The 14,455-nt window shown below is 38.1% G+C and carries 14 protein-coding genes and 1 other annotated feature; of the genes, 10 read left to right on the forward strand and 4 right to left on the reverse strand.

All coding sequences use genetic code 11. The features are described 5' to 3' along the window. Window positions 1-30 precede the first annotated feature (30 nt). A complete protein-coding gene (gene asnB / locus MKX57_RS00095) occupies window positions 31-1,866 on the forward strand; it encodes an asparagine synthase (glutamine-hydrolyzing) (protein ID WP_008179653.1) in 1,836 nt (611 codons plus the stop codon). A 16-nt stretch (window positions 1,867-1,882) separates the two neighbouring features. On the opposite strand, the gene MKX57_RS00100 is transcribed toward asnB, so the two are convergent. Continuing rightward, complete coding sequence (locus tag MKX57_RS00100; RefSeq protein WP_107922878.1) at window positions 1,883-3,310, reverse strand: PLP-dependent aminotransferase family protein; 1,428 nt, start codon at window positions 3,308-3,310, stop codon at window positions 1,883-1,885. A gap of 103 nt (window positions 3,311-3,413) precedes the next feature. On the opposite strand from MKX57_RS00100, the gene pdxS reads away from it, so the two are divergent. The 4 genes from pdxS (at window position 3,414) to MKX57_RS00120 (ending at window position 7,195) form a co-directional block, all read left to right on the forward strand. Next, on the forward strand, window positions 3,414-4,298 hold the full coding sequence (gene pdxS / locus MKX57_RS00105) for a pyridoxal 5'-phosphate synthase lyase subunit PdxS (RefSeq protein ID WP_089987418.1): 885 nt from the start codon (window positions 3,414-3,416) through the stop codon (window positions 4,296-4,298). 1 nt (window position 4,299) lies between these two features. After that, complete coding sequence (gene pdxT, locus MKX57_RS00110) at window positions 4,300-4,863, forward strand: pyridoxal 5'-phosphate synthase glutaminase subunit PdxT (RefSeq protein WP_090003334.1); 564 nt, start codon at window positions 4,300-4,302, stop codon at window positions 4,861-4,863. Window positions 4,864-4,912: 49 nt separating this feature from the next. Beyond that, window positions 4,913-5,129 (forward strand) — a binding site (T-box leader). Between the two features lie 154 nt (window positions 5,130-5,283). Continuing rightward, window positions 5,284-6,564 carry a serine--tRNA ligase gene (gene serS / locus MKX57_RS00115; protein ID WP_089987420.1) on the forward strand — a complete coding sequence of 427 codons (1,281 nt, stop codon included), beginning with the start codon at window positions 5,284-5,286 and terminating at the stop codon, window positions 6,562-6,564. Between the two features lie 142 nt (window positions 6,565-6,706). Then, window positions 6,707-7,195, forward strand: coding sequence for a hypothetical protein (locus MKX57_RS00120; protein ID WP_239355486.1), 489 nt, complete (start codon window positions 6,707-6,709; stop codon window positions 7,193-7,195). Window positions 7,196-7,394: 199 nt separating this feature from the next. On the opposite strand, the gene MKX57_RS00125 is transcribed toward MKX57_RS00120, so the two are convergent. The 3 genes from MKX57_RS00125 to tadA form a co-directional block, all read right to left on the reverse strand. Further along, window positions 7,395-7,637 (reverse strand): TM2 domain-containing protein, encoded by a 243-nt coding sequence (locus tag MKX57_RS00125; protein ID WP_201798435.1) that lies wholly within the window; start codon window positions 7,635-7,637, stop codon window positions 7,395-7,397. Between the two features lie 254 nt (window positions 7,638-7,891). Next, window positions 7,892-9,028, reverse strand: a complete 1,137-nt coding sequence (locus MKX57_RS00130) for an SPFH domain-containing protein (protein ID WP_342550669.1) — start codon at window positions 9,026-9,028, stop codon at window positions 7,892-7,894. Between the two features lie 168 nt (window positions 9,029-9,196). Beyond that, window positions 9,197-9,721 carry a tRNA adenosine(34) deaminase TadA gene (gene tadA / locus MKX57_RS00135; RefSeq protein WP_171366143.1) on the reverse strand — a complete coding sequence of 175 codons (525 nt, stop codon included), beginning with the start codon at window positions 9,719-9,721 and terminating at the stop codon, window positions 9,197-9,199. A 168-nt stretch (window positions 9,722-9,889) separates the two neighbouring features. On the opposite strand from tadA, the gene MKX57_RS00140 reads away from it, so the two are divergent. The 5 genes from MKX57_RS00140 to MKX57_RS00160 all read left to right on the forward strand — a co-directional run bounded on the left by MKX57_RS00140 (window position 9,890) and on the right by MKX57_RS00160 (window position 14,320). Then, window positions 9,890-10,219, forward strand: a complete 330-nt coding sequence (locus MKX57_RS00140; protein ID WP_008179665.1) for a metalloregulator ArsR/SmtB family transcription factor — start codon at window positions 9,890-9,892, stop codon at window positions 10,217-10,219. Between the two features lie 18 nt (window positions 10,220-10,237). Then, a complete protein-coding gene (locus MKX57_RS00145; RefSeq protein WP_239355485.1) occupies window positions 10,238-11,185 on the forward strand; it encodes a cation diffusion facilitator family transporter in 948 nt (315 codons plus the stop codon). A gap of 69 nt (window positions 11,186-11,254) precedes the next feature. Then, entirely contained in the window at window positions 11,255-11,587 is a 333-nt protein-coding gene (locus MKX57_RS00150) for a metal-sensitive transcriptional regulator (protein WP_008179668.1), read from the forward strand. Between the two features lie 33 nt (window positions 11,588-11,620). Next, window positions 11,621-11,827 carry a copper chaperone CopZ gene (copZ, locus tag MKX57_RS00155; RefSeq protein WP_342550670.1) on the forward strand — a complete coding sequence of 69 codons (207 nt, stop codon included), beginning with the start codon at window positions 11,621-11,623 and terminating at the stop codon, window positions 11,825-11,827. Window positions 11,828-11,908: 81 nt separating this feature from the next. Beyond that, the gene (locus MKX57_RS00160) at window positions 11,909-14,320 is read left to right on the forward strand and encodes a heavy metal translocating P-type ATPase (RefSeq protein ID WP_089987396.1); all 2,412 of its coding nucleotides are present in this window, start codon (window positions 11,909-11,911) and stop codon (window positions 14,318-14,320) included. The last annotated feature ends 135 nt before the right edge of the window (window positions 14,321-14,455 follow it).

Consider the following 14,455-nt stretch of genomic DNA (forward strand, 5'->3'; position numbering starts at 1 on the left):
ATAGGCTAATAGGCGAAAGGATGTGGCTAAATGTGTGGCATTACTGGATGGGCTAGCTTTCAACAGGATTTAAAGGCAAGTGAAAAAGTTTTGCAAGCAATGACACGAACATTAAACAAGAGAGGGCCAGATGATGAAAATATTTGGTGTAGTGAGCATATTGCATTTGGCCATCGACGGTTAGCGGTTATCGATTTAATAGGTGGCAAGCAGCCGATGAAAAAAATACAAGATGGGGTAAACTATGTCATTACATATAATGGCGAACTTTATAATACGGAAGAGCTACGTAAAGAGCTGCAGAAAAGAGGCCATACTTTCACAACACATTCAGATACCGAAGTGCTATTGACTGCTTATATTGAATGGAAAGAGCAATGTGTAGACTTTCTAAATGGTATTTTTGCCTTTGGTATCTGGGATGAACAGGTGCAATCTCTTTTTTTATGCAGGGATCGATTAGGTGTGAAGCCCCTTTATTTTACAGAGCAACAGGGGGGAATTCTTTTTGCATCGGAAGTAAAGGCTTTACTGGCACATCCAATGGTTGAAGCTACTATTAATACGGAGGGATTAGCAAGTATGATGGCTGTTGGCCCCTCTAGAGCTCCAGGTAAGACTCTTTTTCAAAACATTGAGGAGTTACGACCAGGATATGCAATGCGCTTCTCTAGAGAAGGTTTAAGAAAGTGGCAATATTGGCAGCTACAAAGCCGCAAGCATGAAGAATCATTGCAAGAGACGATTGAGCATGTTCGTTTGCTGTTAACGGATGCTATTGAACGACAGCTTGTTTCGGATGTACCGATTTGTACATTTCTATCAGGAGGTCTTGATTCTAGTATTATTACAGGTATTGCTGCAGATAGATTCCAACAACAAAACAATAAATTGCATACGTATTCAATCGATTATGAGGATAATGAACGTTTTTTCAATCCTCATGCATTTCAAACTTCAACAGATACGTATTGGATTCAAAAAATGACCGATACTTTTAAGACGACACATCACGCAGAGGAAATAACCCAGCAACAGCTGATTGATTTACTAGTAGAATCGGTTATAGTTAGAGATTCACCAGGTATGGCAGATGTAGATTCTTCGTTACTATGGTTTTGTCGAGAAATTAAAAGAGACTTTACTGTAGCACTATCTGGCGAATGTGCAGATGAAATTTTTGGTGGATACCCATGGTTTAAAGAAAAAACTACTGGTTTTCCTTGGATTCGATCATTGGCTGAAAGAAATGCATTACTCCAAGAGAAGTGGGATAAAAAATTAAAAATTGAATCCTACGCACAGCAACTATATACACAAACGATTGCAGAAGTCCCGTTGCTAGATGGCGAAAGCCCGGCAGAAGTAAAACATCGTGAAATGTTTTATTTAAATATGCAATGGTTTATGCAGACGTTGCTAGAGCGGAAAGATCGTATGAGTATGGGAGCTAGCTTAGAGGTACGGGTACCTTTTGCGGATCATCGCCTTGTAGAATATGCATGGAATATTCCTTGGGAAATGAAGGATTTAGAAGGCATAGAAAAAGGGTTACTTCGAAAGTCCATGGCACATTTATTGCCTGATGAAGTATTGTATCGTAAAAAAAATCCATATCCTAAAACATATCATCCAGTTTATACAGCAGGTGTGCAAACATGGTTAAGAGAAATTCTTAAAGATAAGAACTCTATCTTACATGAATTATTTGAGCACAAAAAAATTATGGAACTAATAGAATCTGGAGGCAGCTCTTTTAAAATTCCATGGTATGGACAATTAATGGCGGGACCTCAACTTTTAGCATATCTAGGGCAAATTCATACTTGGTTTGAGCATTATCATATTCAACTCATTGAATCCTAATGGGGTCACCCATCTACTATTTGGTTGTAGTAGATGGGTGATTTTTTTGTATTCCCCAACAATCCATTAATTGTTCGATCGATTGTTCAATTACTTGAACAGGTATACCCCCAAAGCCAAGTAAAAATTGTGCTTGCGAGGATTCAACGTAATCTAGTCGATAATCAGATAACGGATAAATACCTATCCCTGCTTGGAAGGCAAGTTGTTGTAATTGTTTTTCTGGCAACTTGTGCTTAACGTCTAATAATATATGCATTCCTGCTTGCTCACCTGTAATTTTAATGGATGATGAATATTTTTCTAAAATAGAAGTAAGCTGTTCATGTTTTTTACGATAAACTTTACGCATCCGATTAAGATGTTTTGCAAAATGACCATCATGCATAAAATTTGCAACAATATGTTGATCAAACCGAGGAACGGTTGATGAATAGTAATTAAAGACATCTTTATATGTAGCAAGTAATTGAGGTGGAAGTACAAAATAGGCTACGCGCAAAGAAGGCATTAACGATTTTGTAAAAGTGCTCATATAAATGACCTTATCGTTTCTATCGAGAGCATGTAGAGCAGGAATTGGTTTTCCAGTATAACGAAATTCCGAATCATAATCATCTTCAATGATATAACGAGATGAGCTTTGTGTCGCCCAATTTAAAGCCTGTGCACGTCTAGTAGCGGATAATACTGCACCAGTAGGAAATTGATGTGATGGTGTAATATAAACAACATTAGCTTGTGTTTGCTCTAGCTGTTGAATGATGATTCCTTCCTCGTCGACGGCAATAGGATAAACTTTTCGTTTATGCTGAGAGAACATACGATGCACAGCCGGATACCCTGGGTTTTCCAATGCAAAGCATGTATCATCACTAAAAAGACGTAAAATCATAGGCAGAAGCTGTTCCGTACCAGAGCCAACGACAATTTGCTCGGGGTTACAGACAACTCCACGTGATTGATATAAATAATTTGCAATTTCAGTTCGCAAAGAAAGCTCCCCCTGAGGCTCACCTGTTAATAATAATTTCTTTGAGCCTTCATCAAACAGCTCCTTGGCATATTTTCTCCAGATCTGAAATGGGAAAGCATCGATATCAATAGAACCAGGATTAAAATCTATTTTGTATGATTTTTTTTTAGGCTGTTCATTGAATGGGATGACCGTGTCCTGCTGGATATAGGGTAGTTCATCTATTTCTTCTACAAAATAACCTACACGAGATTTGGACATAATATAGCCTTCTGCAAGAAGCTGTGCATAGGCAATTTCAATCGTTGTTTGAGAAATATTCAAAAAATCGGCTAATTTTCTTTTTGATGGTAATTTTTCGCCTACTGCAATTTTTTTGGAAATGATAGCTTCTTTAATGCCGTTGTAAAGCTGATCATATAGCGGTTTATCGCCATTCCGTTCAAGCTGAAATAAAAGCATATCCATATGCTAAAAACCCCCTGACCCTATGATTTTTTTGAAAACTGGATATTTTTATATGGTCAATTTCTATTATACTAAATTTCATCATAAAGGTGGAGGTTAGACAATGAAACAGACAGGTACAGATTTGGTGAAGCGCGGTATGGCTGAGATGCAAAAGGGCGGCGTCATTATGGACGTGATTAATGCTGAGCAAGCAAAAATTGCAGAGGCGGCAGGAGCAGTAGCAGTAATGGCATTAGAAAGAGTACCTTCAGATATCCGCAAAGCAGGAGGTGTTGCTCGTATGGCAGATCCTCGTATTGTAGAGGAAGTACTGGGAGCAGTTTCCATCCCTGTGATGGCAAAAGCTCGTATTGGTCATATTGTAGAAGCTCGTGTTTTAGAAGCAATGGGCGTTGATTATATTGATGAAAGTGAAGTGCTCACACCAGCAGATGAAGAGTATCACTTATTAAAAAGTGATTATACCGTACCATTTGTGTGTGGCTGTCGTGATCTAGGTGAAGCAGCCCGTCGTATTGGTGAAGGAGCAGCAATGCTACGAACAAAAGGTGAACCAGGAACAGGGAATATTGTGGAGGCAGTTCGACATATTCGTAAAGTAAATGCCCAAGTTCGTAAAGTAGTAGGCATGACAGAAGATGAATTAATGACAGAGGCAAAATTACTAGGAGCACCTTTTGAATTATTAAGAGAGATCAAACGTCTTGGTCGTTTACCAGTTGTTAACTTTGCTGCAGGTGGTGTAGCTACACCCGCTGATGCGGCATTAATGATGGAACTTGGGGCTGATGGTGTTTTTGTCGGTTCAGGTATCTTCAAATCTGATAATCCTGAAAAATTTGCACATGCGATTGTGGAAGCAACGACGCATTACAAGGATTATAAGCTTATTGCTGAAATATCAAAGGAACTAGGCGTACCGATGAAGGGTATTGATATTGCACAGCTTGGGCAACATGAGCGCATGCAAGAGCGAGGCTGGTAGGATGAAACGAATTGGCGTTTTAGCCTTACAAGGGGCGGTACGAGAGCATATTCACATGCTAGAAAACCTTGGCTGTGAAGCTGTTGAAGTAAAACAGAAGCCGGACTTAATAAAACTAGATGGGCTTGTATTACCTGGTGGTGAAAGCACGACTATGAGAAAGCTGTTGGATCGTTTTGAACTACTAGAGCCTATACGAGAACTAGCGCAACGAGGCTTGCCCATGTTTGGGACATGTGCAGGATTAATATTAATGGCCAATACTTTAGTTAATGATGAACCGCATTTAGCAGTTATGGATGTGACAGTTGCGAGAAATTCATATGGACGCCAGGTTGACAGCTTTGAAGTAAAGCTCGATATCCCTAAAATAGGTAAGGCAATTCCAGCAGTTTTTATTCGGGCACCTCATATGGAGACAGTCGGAAAAGATGTTGAAGTTCTCGCAGAGCATGAAGGTAAAATTATTTTAGCACGGGATGGACATTTACTAGGTTGTTCATTTCATCCCGAATTAACATCAGACACACGTATTCTTGAATATTTTGTAGCATCTATGGTATGACTTGCAAAATTTGTTTTCATATAGTACAGTATGGTTAAAATTTAATTAACTGAACACGATGATGGGAAGTAGTAGCAAGCACGTTTTTTTTAGAGAGTCAGCGGTTGGTGGAAGCTGATAAAGGCACTTGTGAATCCGTCCTGGAGTTGCACAGTCGAAGTCAATGAAGTAGGCTGCTGCCGGCTGGAATGCCGTTATAAAATAAGTGGATTAGACATTGTGTCTAGTCAATTAGGGTGGCAACGCGGGTAGCTCTCGTCCCTTTATGGGATGGGGGCTTTTTTGTGTTTATCTTGATTCAGCCAAATGCAGCCCCTCTACAGGGCTATCTATTTTGATGTTCAATTGACCACTGAATCAAGCTAAAGAAACAAGATGCAACAATTCCCCATCATTAAGAAACTACTGGAGGTATGATCGATGTTAGATATTAAACGCGTGCGCGATAATTTCGCCGAAATTAAAGAGATGCTATTAACACGTAATGAAGATTTAGGGAATTTAGATGACTTTGAAAATTTAGATGCAAAGCGTCGTGAGCTAATTGCTAAAACGGAAGAACTGAAGGCAGAACGAAATAAAGTATCTGAGCAAATTTCTGTTATGAAGCGCAACAAAGAAAACGCAGATGAAGTGATTGCTCGTATGCGTCAAGTGGGCGATGAAATTAAAGAACTTGATATTCAATTAAATGATGTGGAAGATCGCTTTAAAGATATGATGATGCGCCTGCCGAACGTTCCTCATGAATCTGTACCAGTGGGTACGACAGAAGATGACAATGTTGAGGAATATACATGGGGTGACATTCCGGCATTTGATTTTGATATTAAAGCACACTGGGATTTAGCTACAGATCTAAAAATTGTGGACTTCGAACGTGGTGCCAAAGTAACTGGTAGCCGATTCTTATTCTACCGTGGTCTTGGGGCCCGCTTAGAACGTGCGTTGATGACATTTATGATGGATTTACATGCAGAAGAGCATGGCTATGAGGAAATGCTGCCACCTGTGATTGTAAATCGCGATAGCTTAACAGGTACTGGACAGTTACCTAAGTTTGAGGAAGATGTATTTAAATTAGAGGAAACAGATTATTTCATGATTCCAACAGCGGAAGTACCAGTAACAAACTTCTACCGTGATGAAATTTTAACTGCTGAAGCTTTACCACAAGGTTTTGCTGCATACAGTGCATGTTTCCGTTCAGAAGCGGGCTCTGCAGGTCGTGATACACGTGGTTTAATCCGTCAGCACCAATTTAACAAAGTGGAATTAGTTCGTTTTGTAAAACCTGAGGAGTCATATGAGCAGTTAGAGCTATTAACGGGTCATGCTGAAAAGGTACTACAATTACTAGGCTTACCATATCGTAAATTAAAAATGTGTACAGCCGATTTAGGCTTTACTGCTGCGAAAAAATATGATTTAGAAGTTTGGATTCCAGCACAAAATATGTACCGTGAAATTTCTTCTTGTTCGAACTTTGAGGACTTCCAAGCACGACGCGCAAACATTCGCTTCCGTCGTGACCCAAATGCAAAACCAGAATATGTCCACACATTAAACGGTTCAGGACTTGCGATTGGTCGTACAGTTGCCGCTCTATTAGAAAACTATCAACAAGCTGATGGAAGCGTAGTAATTCCTGAGGTTTTAAGACCATATATGGGTGGCAAAGAAGTAATTGCTCCAAAATAAACAACTGATCCAGGCTATTTTAGACGAACCTTTACACGGGAATCTAAAATAGCCTTTTTTCAATTCCAAAATTGATAGCTCTCATAATTTTTGAAGATTCGTTATAATGGGTAATATTCATGGGGACAAGGGGGAGAAATTCATGGATTTACAGCAATTTGCTCAGGCTTTAAATGAATTTGACAATGTCTTAATTACTGACGATAAAGGCTGTGCAATATTTTATGATTTACCAGATTTAAATATATTAATGGAAATCGGCTTAACACCAGATGAATTTTTTCACAGTACTGTAACTGATAATTATCAAAATTTATCACCTGAAACAAGCTCCGTTTTTAAAGTATTGCAAACGGGACAACCAATTTTATATTACGAACAACAATTAACAACCTTGAATGGTTTTAGTTACTTATCATTAAGTTCAACCTATCCAATAATGGAACAGGGCAAATCCGTTGGTGCGATTGAATTTTTAAAGCATTTTTATGAAAGTAAGCAAATAAAATACTTAGATAATTTCCTGGGACATAAACTATATCGAGATAATTACACGGCGTATCGCCTAGAGGATTTTATTACGACAAACGCGGACATGAAGGAGCAGCTCGATAAGGCACGCCGCATGTAAAGCCATTCGCTACATATATCGAGGGCGAATGCGTTTTTGGACAATCAACGATTCAAGCTAAACATTAAGTATCTATATAGATGCTGTCGCTGCTATGACACATTTTATATATATCGCCATTCCCTTAAATATAATAAAGAAGGTGTCTCACTAGGAGGTACCTTCTTTTCTTTTAGTTAGAAACTACTGTTATAAAATGTTAGCGAGTGCGAACTTTATGTTTCACAGAGAAATTATGTTCACTAGAGAGTAAGTAAATAATACCTTCAATAAAAGATATAATGACAGGTATATAAGTCCAGCAGAAAACTAAATAAAGAATCCCTTGGAAAACCTTCCCTAAATAAAATTTATGAATACCGATACCGCCAAAAAATATAGCGAGGAAACCAGCTAAACCTTTACTTTTTATAGGCCATGAAGGATCAATACCATCATACATAGGAGCTTGTTGTGGCTGCGCTTGATAGGCAGGCTGTACCGCTTGTTGAAAAACAGGCTGTACTGGTTGTTGAAAAGCAGGTTGTTGCACTCTTGGTTGTTCGTTTTGGAAACTGAATTTTTCCCCGCAATATTTACATTGAGATAATGTGATATCAGCAGGTGCACCACATTGTGGACATTCGATATTGCTCATGTTAATACCTCCAATTATTTTCTAAGTACAGAGTCGAAAAATTAGTGTGATTAAAACTGTTAAACGGGATGAACCCGAGCACCACAGTTATTACAAAACTTAGAATTAACATCTATTTCTTGTCCACATGAACAAACAGGTTTCAGTAAACTAGTTCCACAAGTACTGCAGAATTTTGAAGATTCTTCGTTTTCATTGTGACAGGAATGACAAGTAATAACTTTTCGCACTAAATTTTCCCCACATAAATTGCAAAACTTACTGCTAGAAGAAATACTGCCATGACAAGAAGGACAAATCTTATGCGTAGGCTGATGACCAGGTTGCTGTACTTGTTGGTTCATCATGGATGCCATGCCTTGTCCTACACTCAAGCCAACTCCACCAGTTGCAAATATACCAGCTACTCCATTTTCATTTGATGCGGCTGACTCATAAACATCAAAGCTACGTTGGGTAACATAACGATTGTCCCCCATAATTTCAAACTTAGCTTTATCCTGTAAAATTTCATTAATTTCTTCAAAATCTTCTTCAGGGAAATTAATAGATTGAATATGGAAATGCGCTGTTATAAAGCCATACTTAATAAATTCTTCTGATACTTTTTCTTTTAAGCTATTTGAAATGTTTTGAAGCTCTGGAGTTATCTCCAATGCAGAAATTTTCTCATTAATAATCTTATTTGCAAGTTCGGTTTTTACAGATGTAATAAGAGAACCTTTAAAATAATCCTGTACTTTTTCGAAGCTAACAATATCATCTTTATTCATAGAGCCTATCACTTCTGAAAAGAATACTAAGTAATCATCAAGTCGTAGAGCTAATTGCCCAAATGCTCTTATACGCAATTTTACAAAGTATTTTGGATCAATTAACTGAATAGGATCAGTGGTTCCCCAATATAAATCCATTTTCACAGTTAGATTTATAAAGTAAATCTCTGCTGAGAAGGGAGTTTCCCCTCCATATGCTAAATTTACAATGTTATGAAGTATGGGTAGGTTATTCGTAGATAAAACGTGCGTTCCTGCATTAAAAACATCACACATTTGACCACCTTTTACAAAAATGGCTACTTGTCCTTCATGGACGATAAGTGTGGTACCAAGTACTAGCTTGTCAGTTGGATGCTTGTAAATTAACCAATCACGTGAGCGTAATCCGTCAAATTTCACTCTATCAAAAATAGGCATTAACATTAAACCCCCTATTTATTTACTAATAAATCAAAATTATAACTAGTTATATTCTCCCTTTTGAGTTTATGTATGTCAATGTTTTATCGTGCAGAAATTTGGTGCTGCCATATAAAAAAAGGTGTCTTCATAATGAAAGACACCTACTTTTTATAATCACATTTTTTATTCATTCGGCAATTCCTTTTCAGCGATTGCTGCTTGTCTTGCCTTTTTCTCTGCCTTCTTTCGTTCACGTAAAGCTCGGAAAAAATCGGTTAGGATTTGTCCACATTCAGCAGCTAAAATTCCTTCAGATACTTCGCATTCATGGTTAAAGCGAGCATCATTTAATAAACAATAGAGTGAATCTACACAGCCTGCTTTCATATCCCTTGCACCATAAACGACACGTGGTACACGGGATTGTAGGATTGCACCTGCGCACATGGGGCAAGGCTCAAGCGTAACGTAAAGTGTTGTTTTTTCGAGACGCCAACTGCCGATTTTTTGACAAGCCTCTTGAATAACCATTAATTCAGCATGTGTTGTTGCATTTTGTGTTGTTTCTCGTAGGTTATGAGCTCTTGCAATAATTTCCCCATCATAAACAAGGACAGCCCCTATAGGTACTTCCCCAAGTATAGCTGCTTTTTTTGCTTCCTCTAATGCTTGTTTCATAAATAGACGATCTGTTTCAAAAATATCCACTAAATATCTCTCCTTAAAAGTAGTTTATCCTGCTTAATTGGTAATTGCTACTTTTAACTTCATGCAGAATTCTAAAGTATGATGTATTGACATTCCTAAAATAACCATTTATATTTATATATGAACACATGCTCATATATAAATATAAATTATTGGGGGTAAACTAATATGGATGAACAAATAAAAATAACGTCTGTGGAAAATAGTCAGCATTTAGACGATGAGACATTATTTGTTGTGTCACAAACTTTTAAGGCATTAAGTGACCCGACACGAATTCGAATTTTAAATTTACTATGCGCAGATGAGCATTCCGTCAACGACATTGCTGAAATTTTAGATTTAGGACAATCGACTGTTTCTCATCAATTACGGTTTCTAAAAAATTTGCGATTAGTAAAATTTAGACGAGAAGGTACCACTTTATATTACTCCAAAGATGACGATCACATTATGAATTTATTGAAGCAGGCAATTGAGCATGCTGCACATAACTAAAGAACGGAGGGATTAGTGATGGGACATAATCATGATCATGGCCATGATCATACACATGGCGCTAATAAAAAGGTGTTAATCGTATCATTTATTATTATTACTAGTTATATGGTTGTTGAAGCAATTGGTGGTTTTTTAACGAATAGTTTGGCTCTTTTATCGGATGCCGGTCATATGTTAAGTGATTCCATCTCATTAGCTATCGCCTTACTTGCGTTTGTTTTTGGAGAAAAAGCAGCAAGCTATAGTAAAACATATGGATATAAACGATTTGAAATATTAGCGGCAGTATTAAATGGCGTTACATTAATTGGGATTGCATTATTTATTTTCTATGAAGCGATCGAACGTTTTGCAAATCCTCCTGAAGTGGCTACTACAGGTATGCTTATTATTAGTACAATTGGTCTTTTGGTTAACATCTTAGTTGCATGGATTATGATGCGTGGTAGTGATACAAAGGACAATTTAAATATGCGTGGGGCTTTTTTACATGTTCTGAGTGATATGCTAGGTTCCGTAGGGGCTATTGTGGCTGCCTTACTAATTATGTTTTTTGGTTGGGGATGGGCTGATCCTCTAGCGAGTGTTATTGTTGCCTTATTAGTAGTAAGAAGTGGCTACTATGTTACAAAATCCGCTATTCATGTCTTAATGGAAGGAACACCTTCAAATGTCGATGTTCAGGAGATAATTGGATTAATTGAACAAACCGATGGGATAGAAAGCATCCATGATTTACACATCTGGACAATTACTAGTGGAACCAATGCTTTGTCTTGTCATGCAGTTGTAAATGAGCACTTAAAAATTGCAGATGGTGAGCATATTCTACGAAAAATTGAACATAATCTTGAGCATAAGGGTATTAAACATGTAACCATTCAATTAGAAACGGCTTCCCATCCACATGAAAGCTCGATTTTATGTCAATTGAAAAATGTTCATGAACATCACCATGAATAAAAAAAATTTTACGACTTGCATACCCTTCGTGGGTATAGTATGATAAAACTGAAATAGGAGGTGTAGTGAATGGAGGACATAGTAAAAGAGGATGCTTGTCATACAGAGGGAGCTACGTCTTGTCGAAAAAGCCATCACCCTGAGCGTGTAAAAAAGGATTTAACAACTCGTTTAAACCGTATAGAAGGTCAAATCCGAGGCATTAAGGGAATGATCGAAAAAGACGTTTATTGTGATGATGTTATTACGCAACTGTCTGCGACACAGTCAGCTTTGAATAGTGTAGCGAAAATTTTATTAGAAGGTCATTTAAAGGGTTGTGTTGTGGATCGTCTATCGGAGGGCGATGATGCAGTTTTAGATGAATTAGTAGTAACGATTCAAAAGTTAATGAAAAAATAGATGTTTATAAAAAAATAAAAGGAGAGATTTATTATGCAAAATGTAACATTAAATGTACAAGGAATGTCATGTGGTCATTGTGTAAACGCGGTTGAAAAAAACGTTGGTGCTTTAGCTGGTGTTGAACAAGTAAAAGTAAATTTAGCAGAAGGTTTAGTTGTTGTTGTATTTGACGATGCACAAGTATCACTTAATCAAATTAAAGAGACAATTGATGATCAAGGCTATGAAGTAAAATAAAATTTTTAGAGTGCTTCTGTGGCACTCTCTTATTTTCGAAAATATATACCCCCTGTCGGTATAAGGAGAGGTGAAAGGTAAATGAGTTCTGATCATAAGGAAGCTAATTTGCAAATTACAGGGATGACATGTGCGGCCTGTGCCACTCGAATAGAAAAAGGGTTAAATAAAATGGATGGAGTAGAACAAGCAACCGTTAATTTAGCGCTTGAAAAATCATCTATTAAGTACGATCCAGAAAAGCTAAGTGAAGCAGATTTTGAAAAAAAGATAGAAGCGCTTGGCTATGGAATAGTTAAACAAAAAACTGAACTTGATATTACAGGAATGACATGTGCGGCCTGTGCTACTCGAATAGAAAAAGGATTAAATAAAATGAGCGGCGTATCATCTGCCAATGTCAACTTAGCTCTTGAAAAAGCAATGATTGAGTTTAACCCATCAGAGGTGAACATTGCAGATATTATTGCTAAGGTTGAGAAGTTAGGATATGGCGCCCATCAAAAAGCAGATGAGCAGGAAACAGAGGATCATCGAGAAAAGGCTATTAAGCAGCAACAACAAAAATTTATTTTATCAGCTATTTTATCCCTACCACTGCTCTGGACGATGGTTGGACATTTTTCATTTACATCGTTTTTATATGTGCCAGAATTCCTTATGAATCCTTGGGTTCAAATGGTGTTGGCTACACCTGTACAATTTATGATTGGTAAGCAGTTTTATGTAGGGGCATATAAAGCATTACGAAATGGCAGTGCAAATATGGATGTACTTGTTGTGATGGGGACATCAGCGGCTTATTTCTATAGTGTTTATCAAGCAATCGTGACGATAGGATCACATCATGGCCCGCATCTCTATTTTGAAACAAGCGCTGTATTAATTACATTAATTTTGTTAGGTAAATTATTTGAGGCAAAAGCAAAAGGGCGTTCATCTGAGGCGATAAAAAAACTGATGGGCCTTCAAGCCAAAACAGCCATTGTTGTACGTGACGGTCTAGAGATGGAAGTGCCTTTAGAAGAAGTGATGATTGGTGATATCATTCTAGTTAAACCAGGTGAAAAGATCCCCGTTGACGGAGAAGTTTTAGAGGGAACAACGGCTGTTGATGAATCCATGTTGACAGGAGAAAGTTTACCAGTCGATAAAAAGCAGGGCGATTCATTATTTGGATCGACTATTAATAAAAATGGTTTTATAAAAATGACAGCGACAAAGGTTGGCCGTGATACGGCACTAGCACAAATTATTAAGGTGGTAGAAGATGCTCAAGGATCAAAAGCACCGATTCAACGTTTAGCAGATCAGATCTCAGGGGTTTTTGTACCAATTGTTGTGGGCATTGCGATTGTGACATTTATCGTGTGGATTATTTGGGTACGTCCAGGAGAATTTACGCCTGCTTTAGAGGTCTTAATTGCAGTACTGGTGATTGCTTGTCCATGTGCACTTGGTTTAGCCACACCGACCTCTATAATGGCCGGTTCTGGTCGCGCCGCTGAATTTGGCATTTTATTCAAAGGTGGCGAACACTTAGAACAAACACAAAGTATTGATACGGTCGTTGTAGATAAAACAGGGACAGTGACACATGGTAAGCCAGTGCTAACGGATGTTCTTTTAGCGCCAGACCAAGAGGAAACACACTTTTTATCATTAATTGGTGCGGCTGAGAAACAGTCGGAGCATCCACTTGCTGAGGCGATTGTTCATGGTATAGAAGAACGTGGGATTGCTTTAGGGGAAGTTCAATTTTTTGAGGCTATTCCAGGTTACGGTGTGCAGGCAACAGTCTCAGGTCAAGGTGTTGTCATTGGTACACGAAAATTAATGCAACAGTACGGCATTCAGCTAGATGATATTTTACCAACAATGGAGCAATTAGAGCGAAACGGCAAAACAGCGATGTTGGCCGCAATAAATGGCCAATATGCGGGGGTAGTAGCTGTTGCTGATACTGTAAAAGATACGTCTAAGGAGGCCATTCATCGTTTACAGAATATGGGCATTACAGTCATCATGATGACGGGAGATAATGAACGTACAGCCCAGGCAATAGGCACAGAGGTAGGCGTGAACCAAGTTATTGCGGAAGTTTTACCTGAAGGAAAAGCAGATGAGGTGAAAAAACTTCAAGCTCAGGGTAAAAATGTAGCAATGGTTGGCGACGGTATTAATGATGCACCTGCGCTGGCAACGGCCAATATTGGTATGGCCATTGGTACAGGGACAGATGTGGCGATGGAAGCGGCAGATATTACGTTAATCCGTGGTGATTTAAATAGTATTGCGGATGCCATTCTTATGAGTAGAAAAACAATGCGTAATATTAAACAAAATCTGTTTTGGGCATTTGCTTACAATACATTAGGTATTCCGATTGCTGCAATTGGTCTGCTTGCTCCGTGGGTGGCAGGTGCGGCAATGGCTTTTAGTTCTGTATCGGTTGTATTAAATGCTCTACGTTTACAGCGAGTGAAATTGTAAAGATGAAAAGGCATTGGGATGCATATTCTCAATGTCTTTTTTCTATTTATACGGAGGGAAATTTCCTGCTTAATTTTCTAGAATAATAGGTTGATTCTGTTTTTCATTTTCTCACTATGATAAAATGAAAGGTAC

It is taken from the genome of Lysinibacillus sp. FSL M8-0216 (assembly GCF_038595555.1).
Classification (GTDB): domain Bacteria; phylum Bacillota; class Bacilli; order Bacillales_A; family Planococcaceae; genus Lysinibacillus; species Lysinibacillus fusiformis.

Excerpts from the sequence above, each read along its gene's own strand:
- asnB (WP_008179653.1), top strand. The coding sequence starts at position 31 with ATGTGTGGCATTACTGGATGGGCTAGCTTTCAACAGGATTTAAAGGCA.
- MKX57_RS00100 (WP_107922878.1), bottom strand. The coding sequence starts at position 3,310 with ATGGATATGCTTTTATTTCAGCTTGAACGGAATGGCGATAAACCGCTA.
- pdxS (WP_089987418.1), top strand. The coding sequence starts at position 3,414 with ATGAAACAGACAGGTACAGATTTGGTGAAGCGCGGTATGGCTGAGATG.
- pdxT (WP_090003334.1), top strand. The coding sequence starts at position 4,300 with ATGAAACGAATTGGCGTTTTAGCCTTACAAGGGGCGGTACGAGAGCAT.
- serS (WP_089987420.1), top strand. The coding sequence starts at position 5,284 with ATGTTAGATATTAAACGCGTGCGCGATAATTTCGCCGAAATTAAAGAG.
- MKX57_RS00120 (WP_239355486.1), top strand. The coding sequence starts at position 6,707 with ATGGATTTACAGCAATTTGCTCAGGCTTTAAATGAATTTGACAATGTC.
- MKX57_RS00125 (WP_201798435.1), bottom strand. The coding sequence starts at position 7,637 with ATGTATGATGGTATTGATCCTTCATGGCCTATAAAAAGTAAAGGTTTA.
- MKX57_RS00130 (WP_342550669.1), bottom strand. The coding sequence starts at position 9,028 with ATGCCTATTTTTGATAGAGTGAAATTTGACGGATTACGCTCACGTGAT.
- MKX57_RS00140 (WP_008179665.1), top strand. The coding sequence starts at position 9,890 with ATGGATGAACAAATAAAAATAACGTCTGTGGAAAATAGTCAGCATTTA.
- MKX57_RS00145 (WP_239355485.1), top strand. The coding sequence starts at position 10,238 with ATGGGACATAATCATGATCATGGCCATGATCATACACATGGCGCTAAT.
- MKX57_RS00150 (WP_008179668.1), top strand. The coding sequence starts at position 11,255 with ATGGAGGACATAGTAAAAGAGGATGCTTGTCATACAGAGGGAGCTACG.
- copZ (WP_342550670.1), top strand. The coding sequence starts at position 11,621 with ATGCAAAATGTAACATTAAATGTACAAGGAATGTCATGTGGTCATTGT.
- MKX57_RS00160 (WP_089987396.1), top strand. The coding sequence starts at position 11,909 with ATGAGTTCTGATCATAAGGAAGCTAATTTGCAAATTACAGGGATGACA.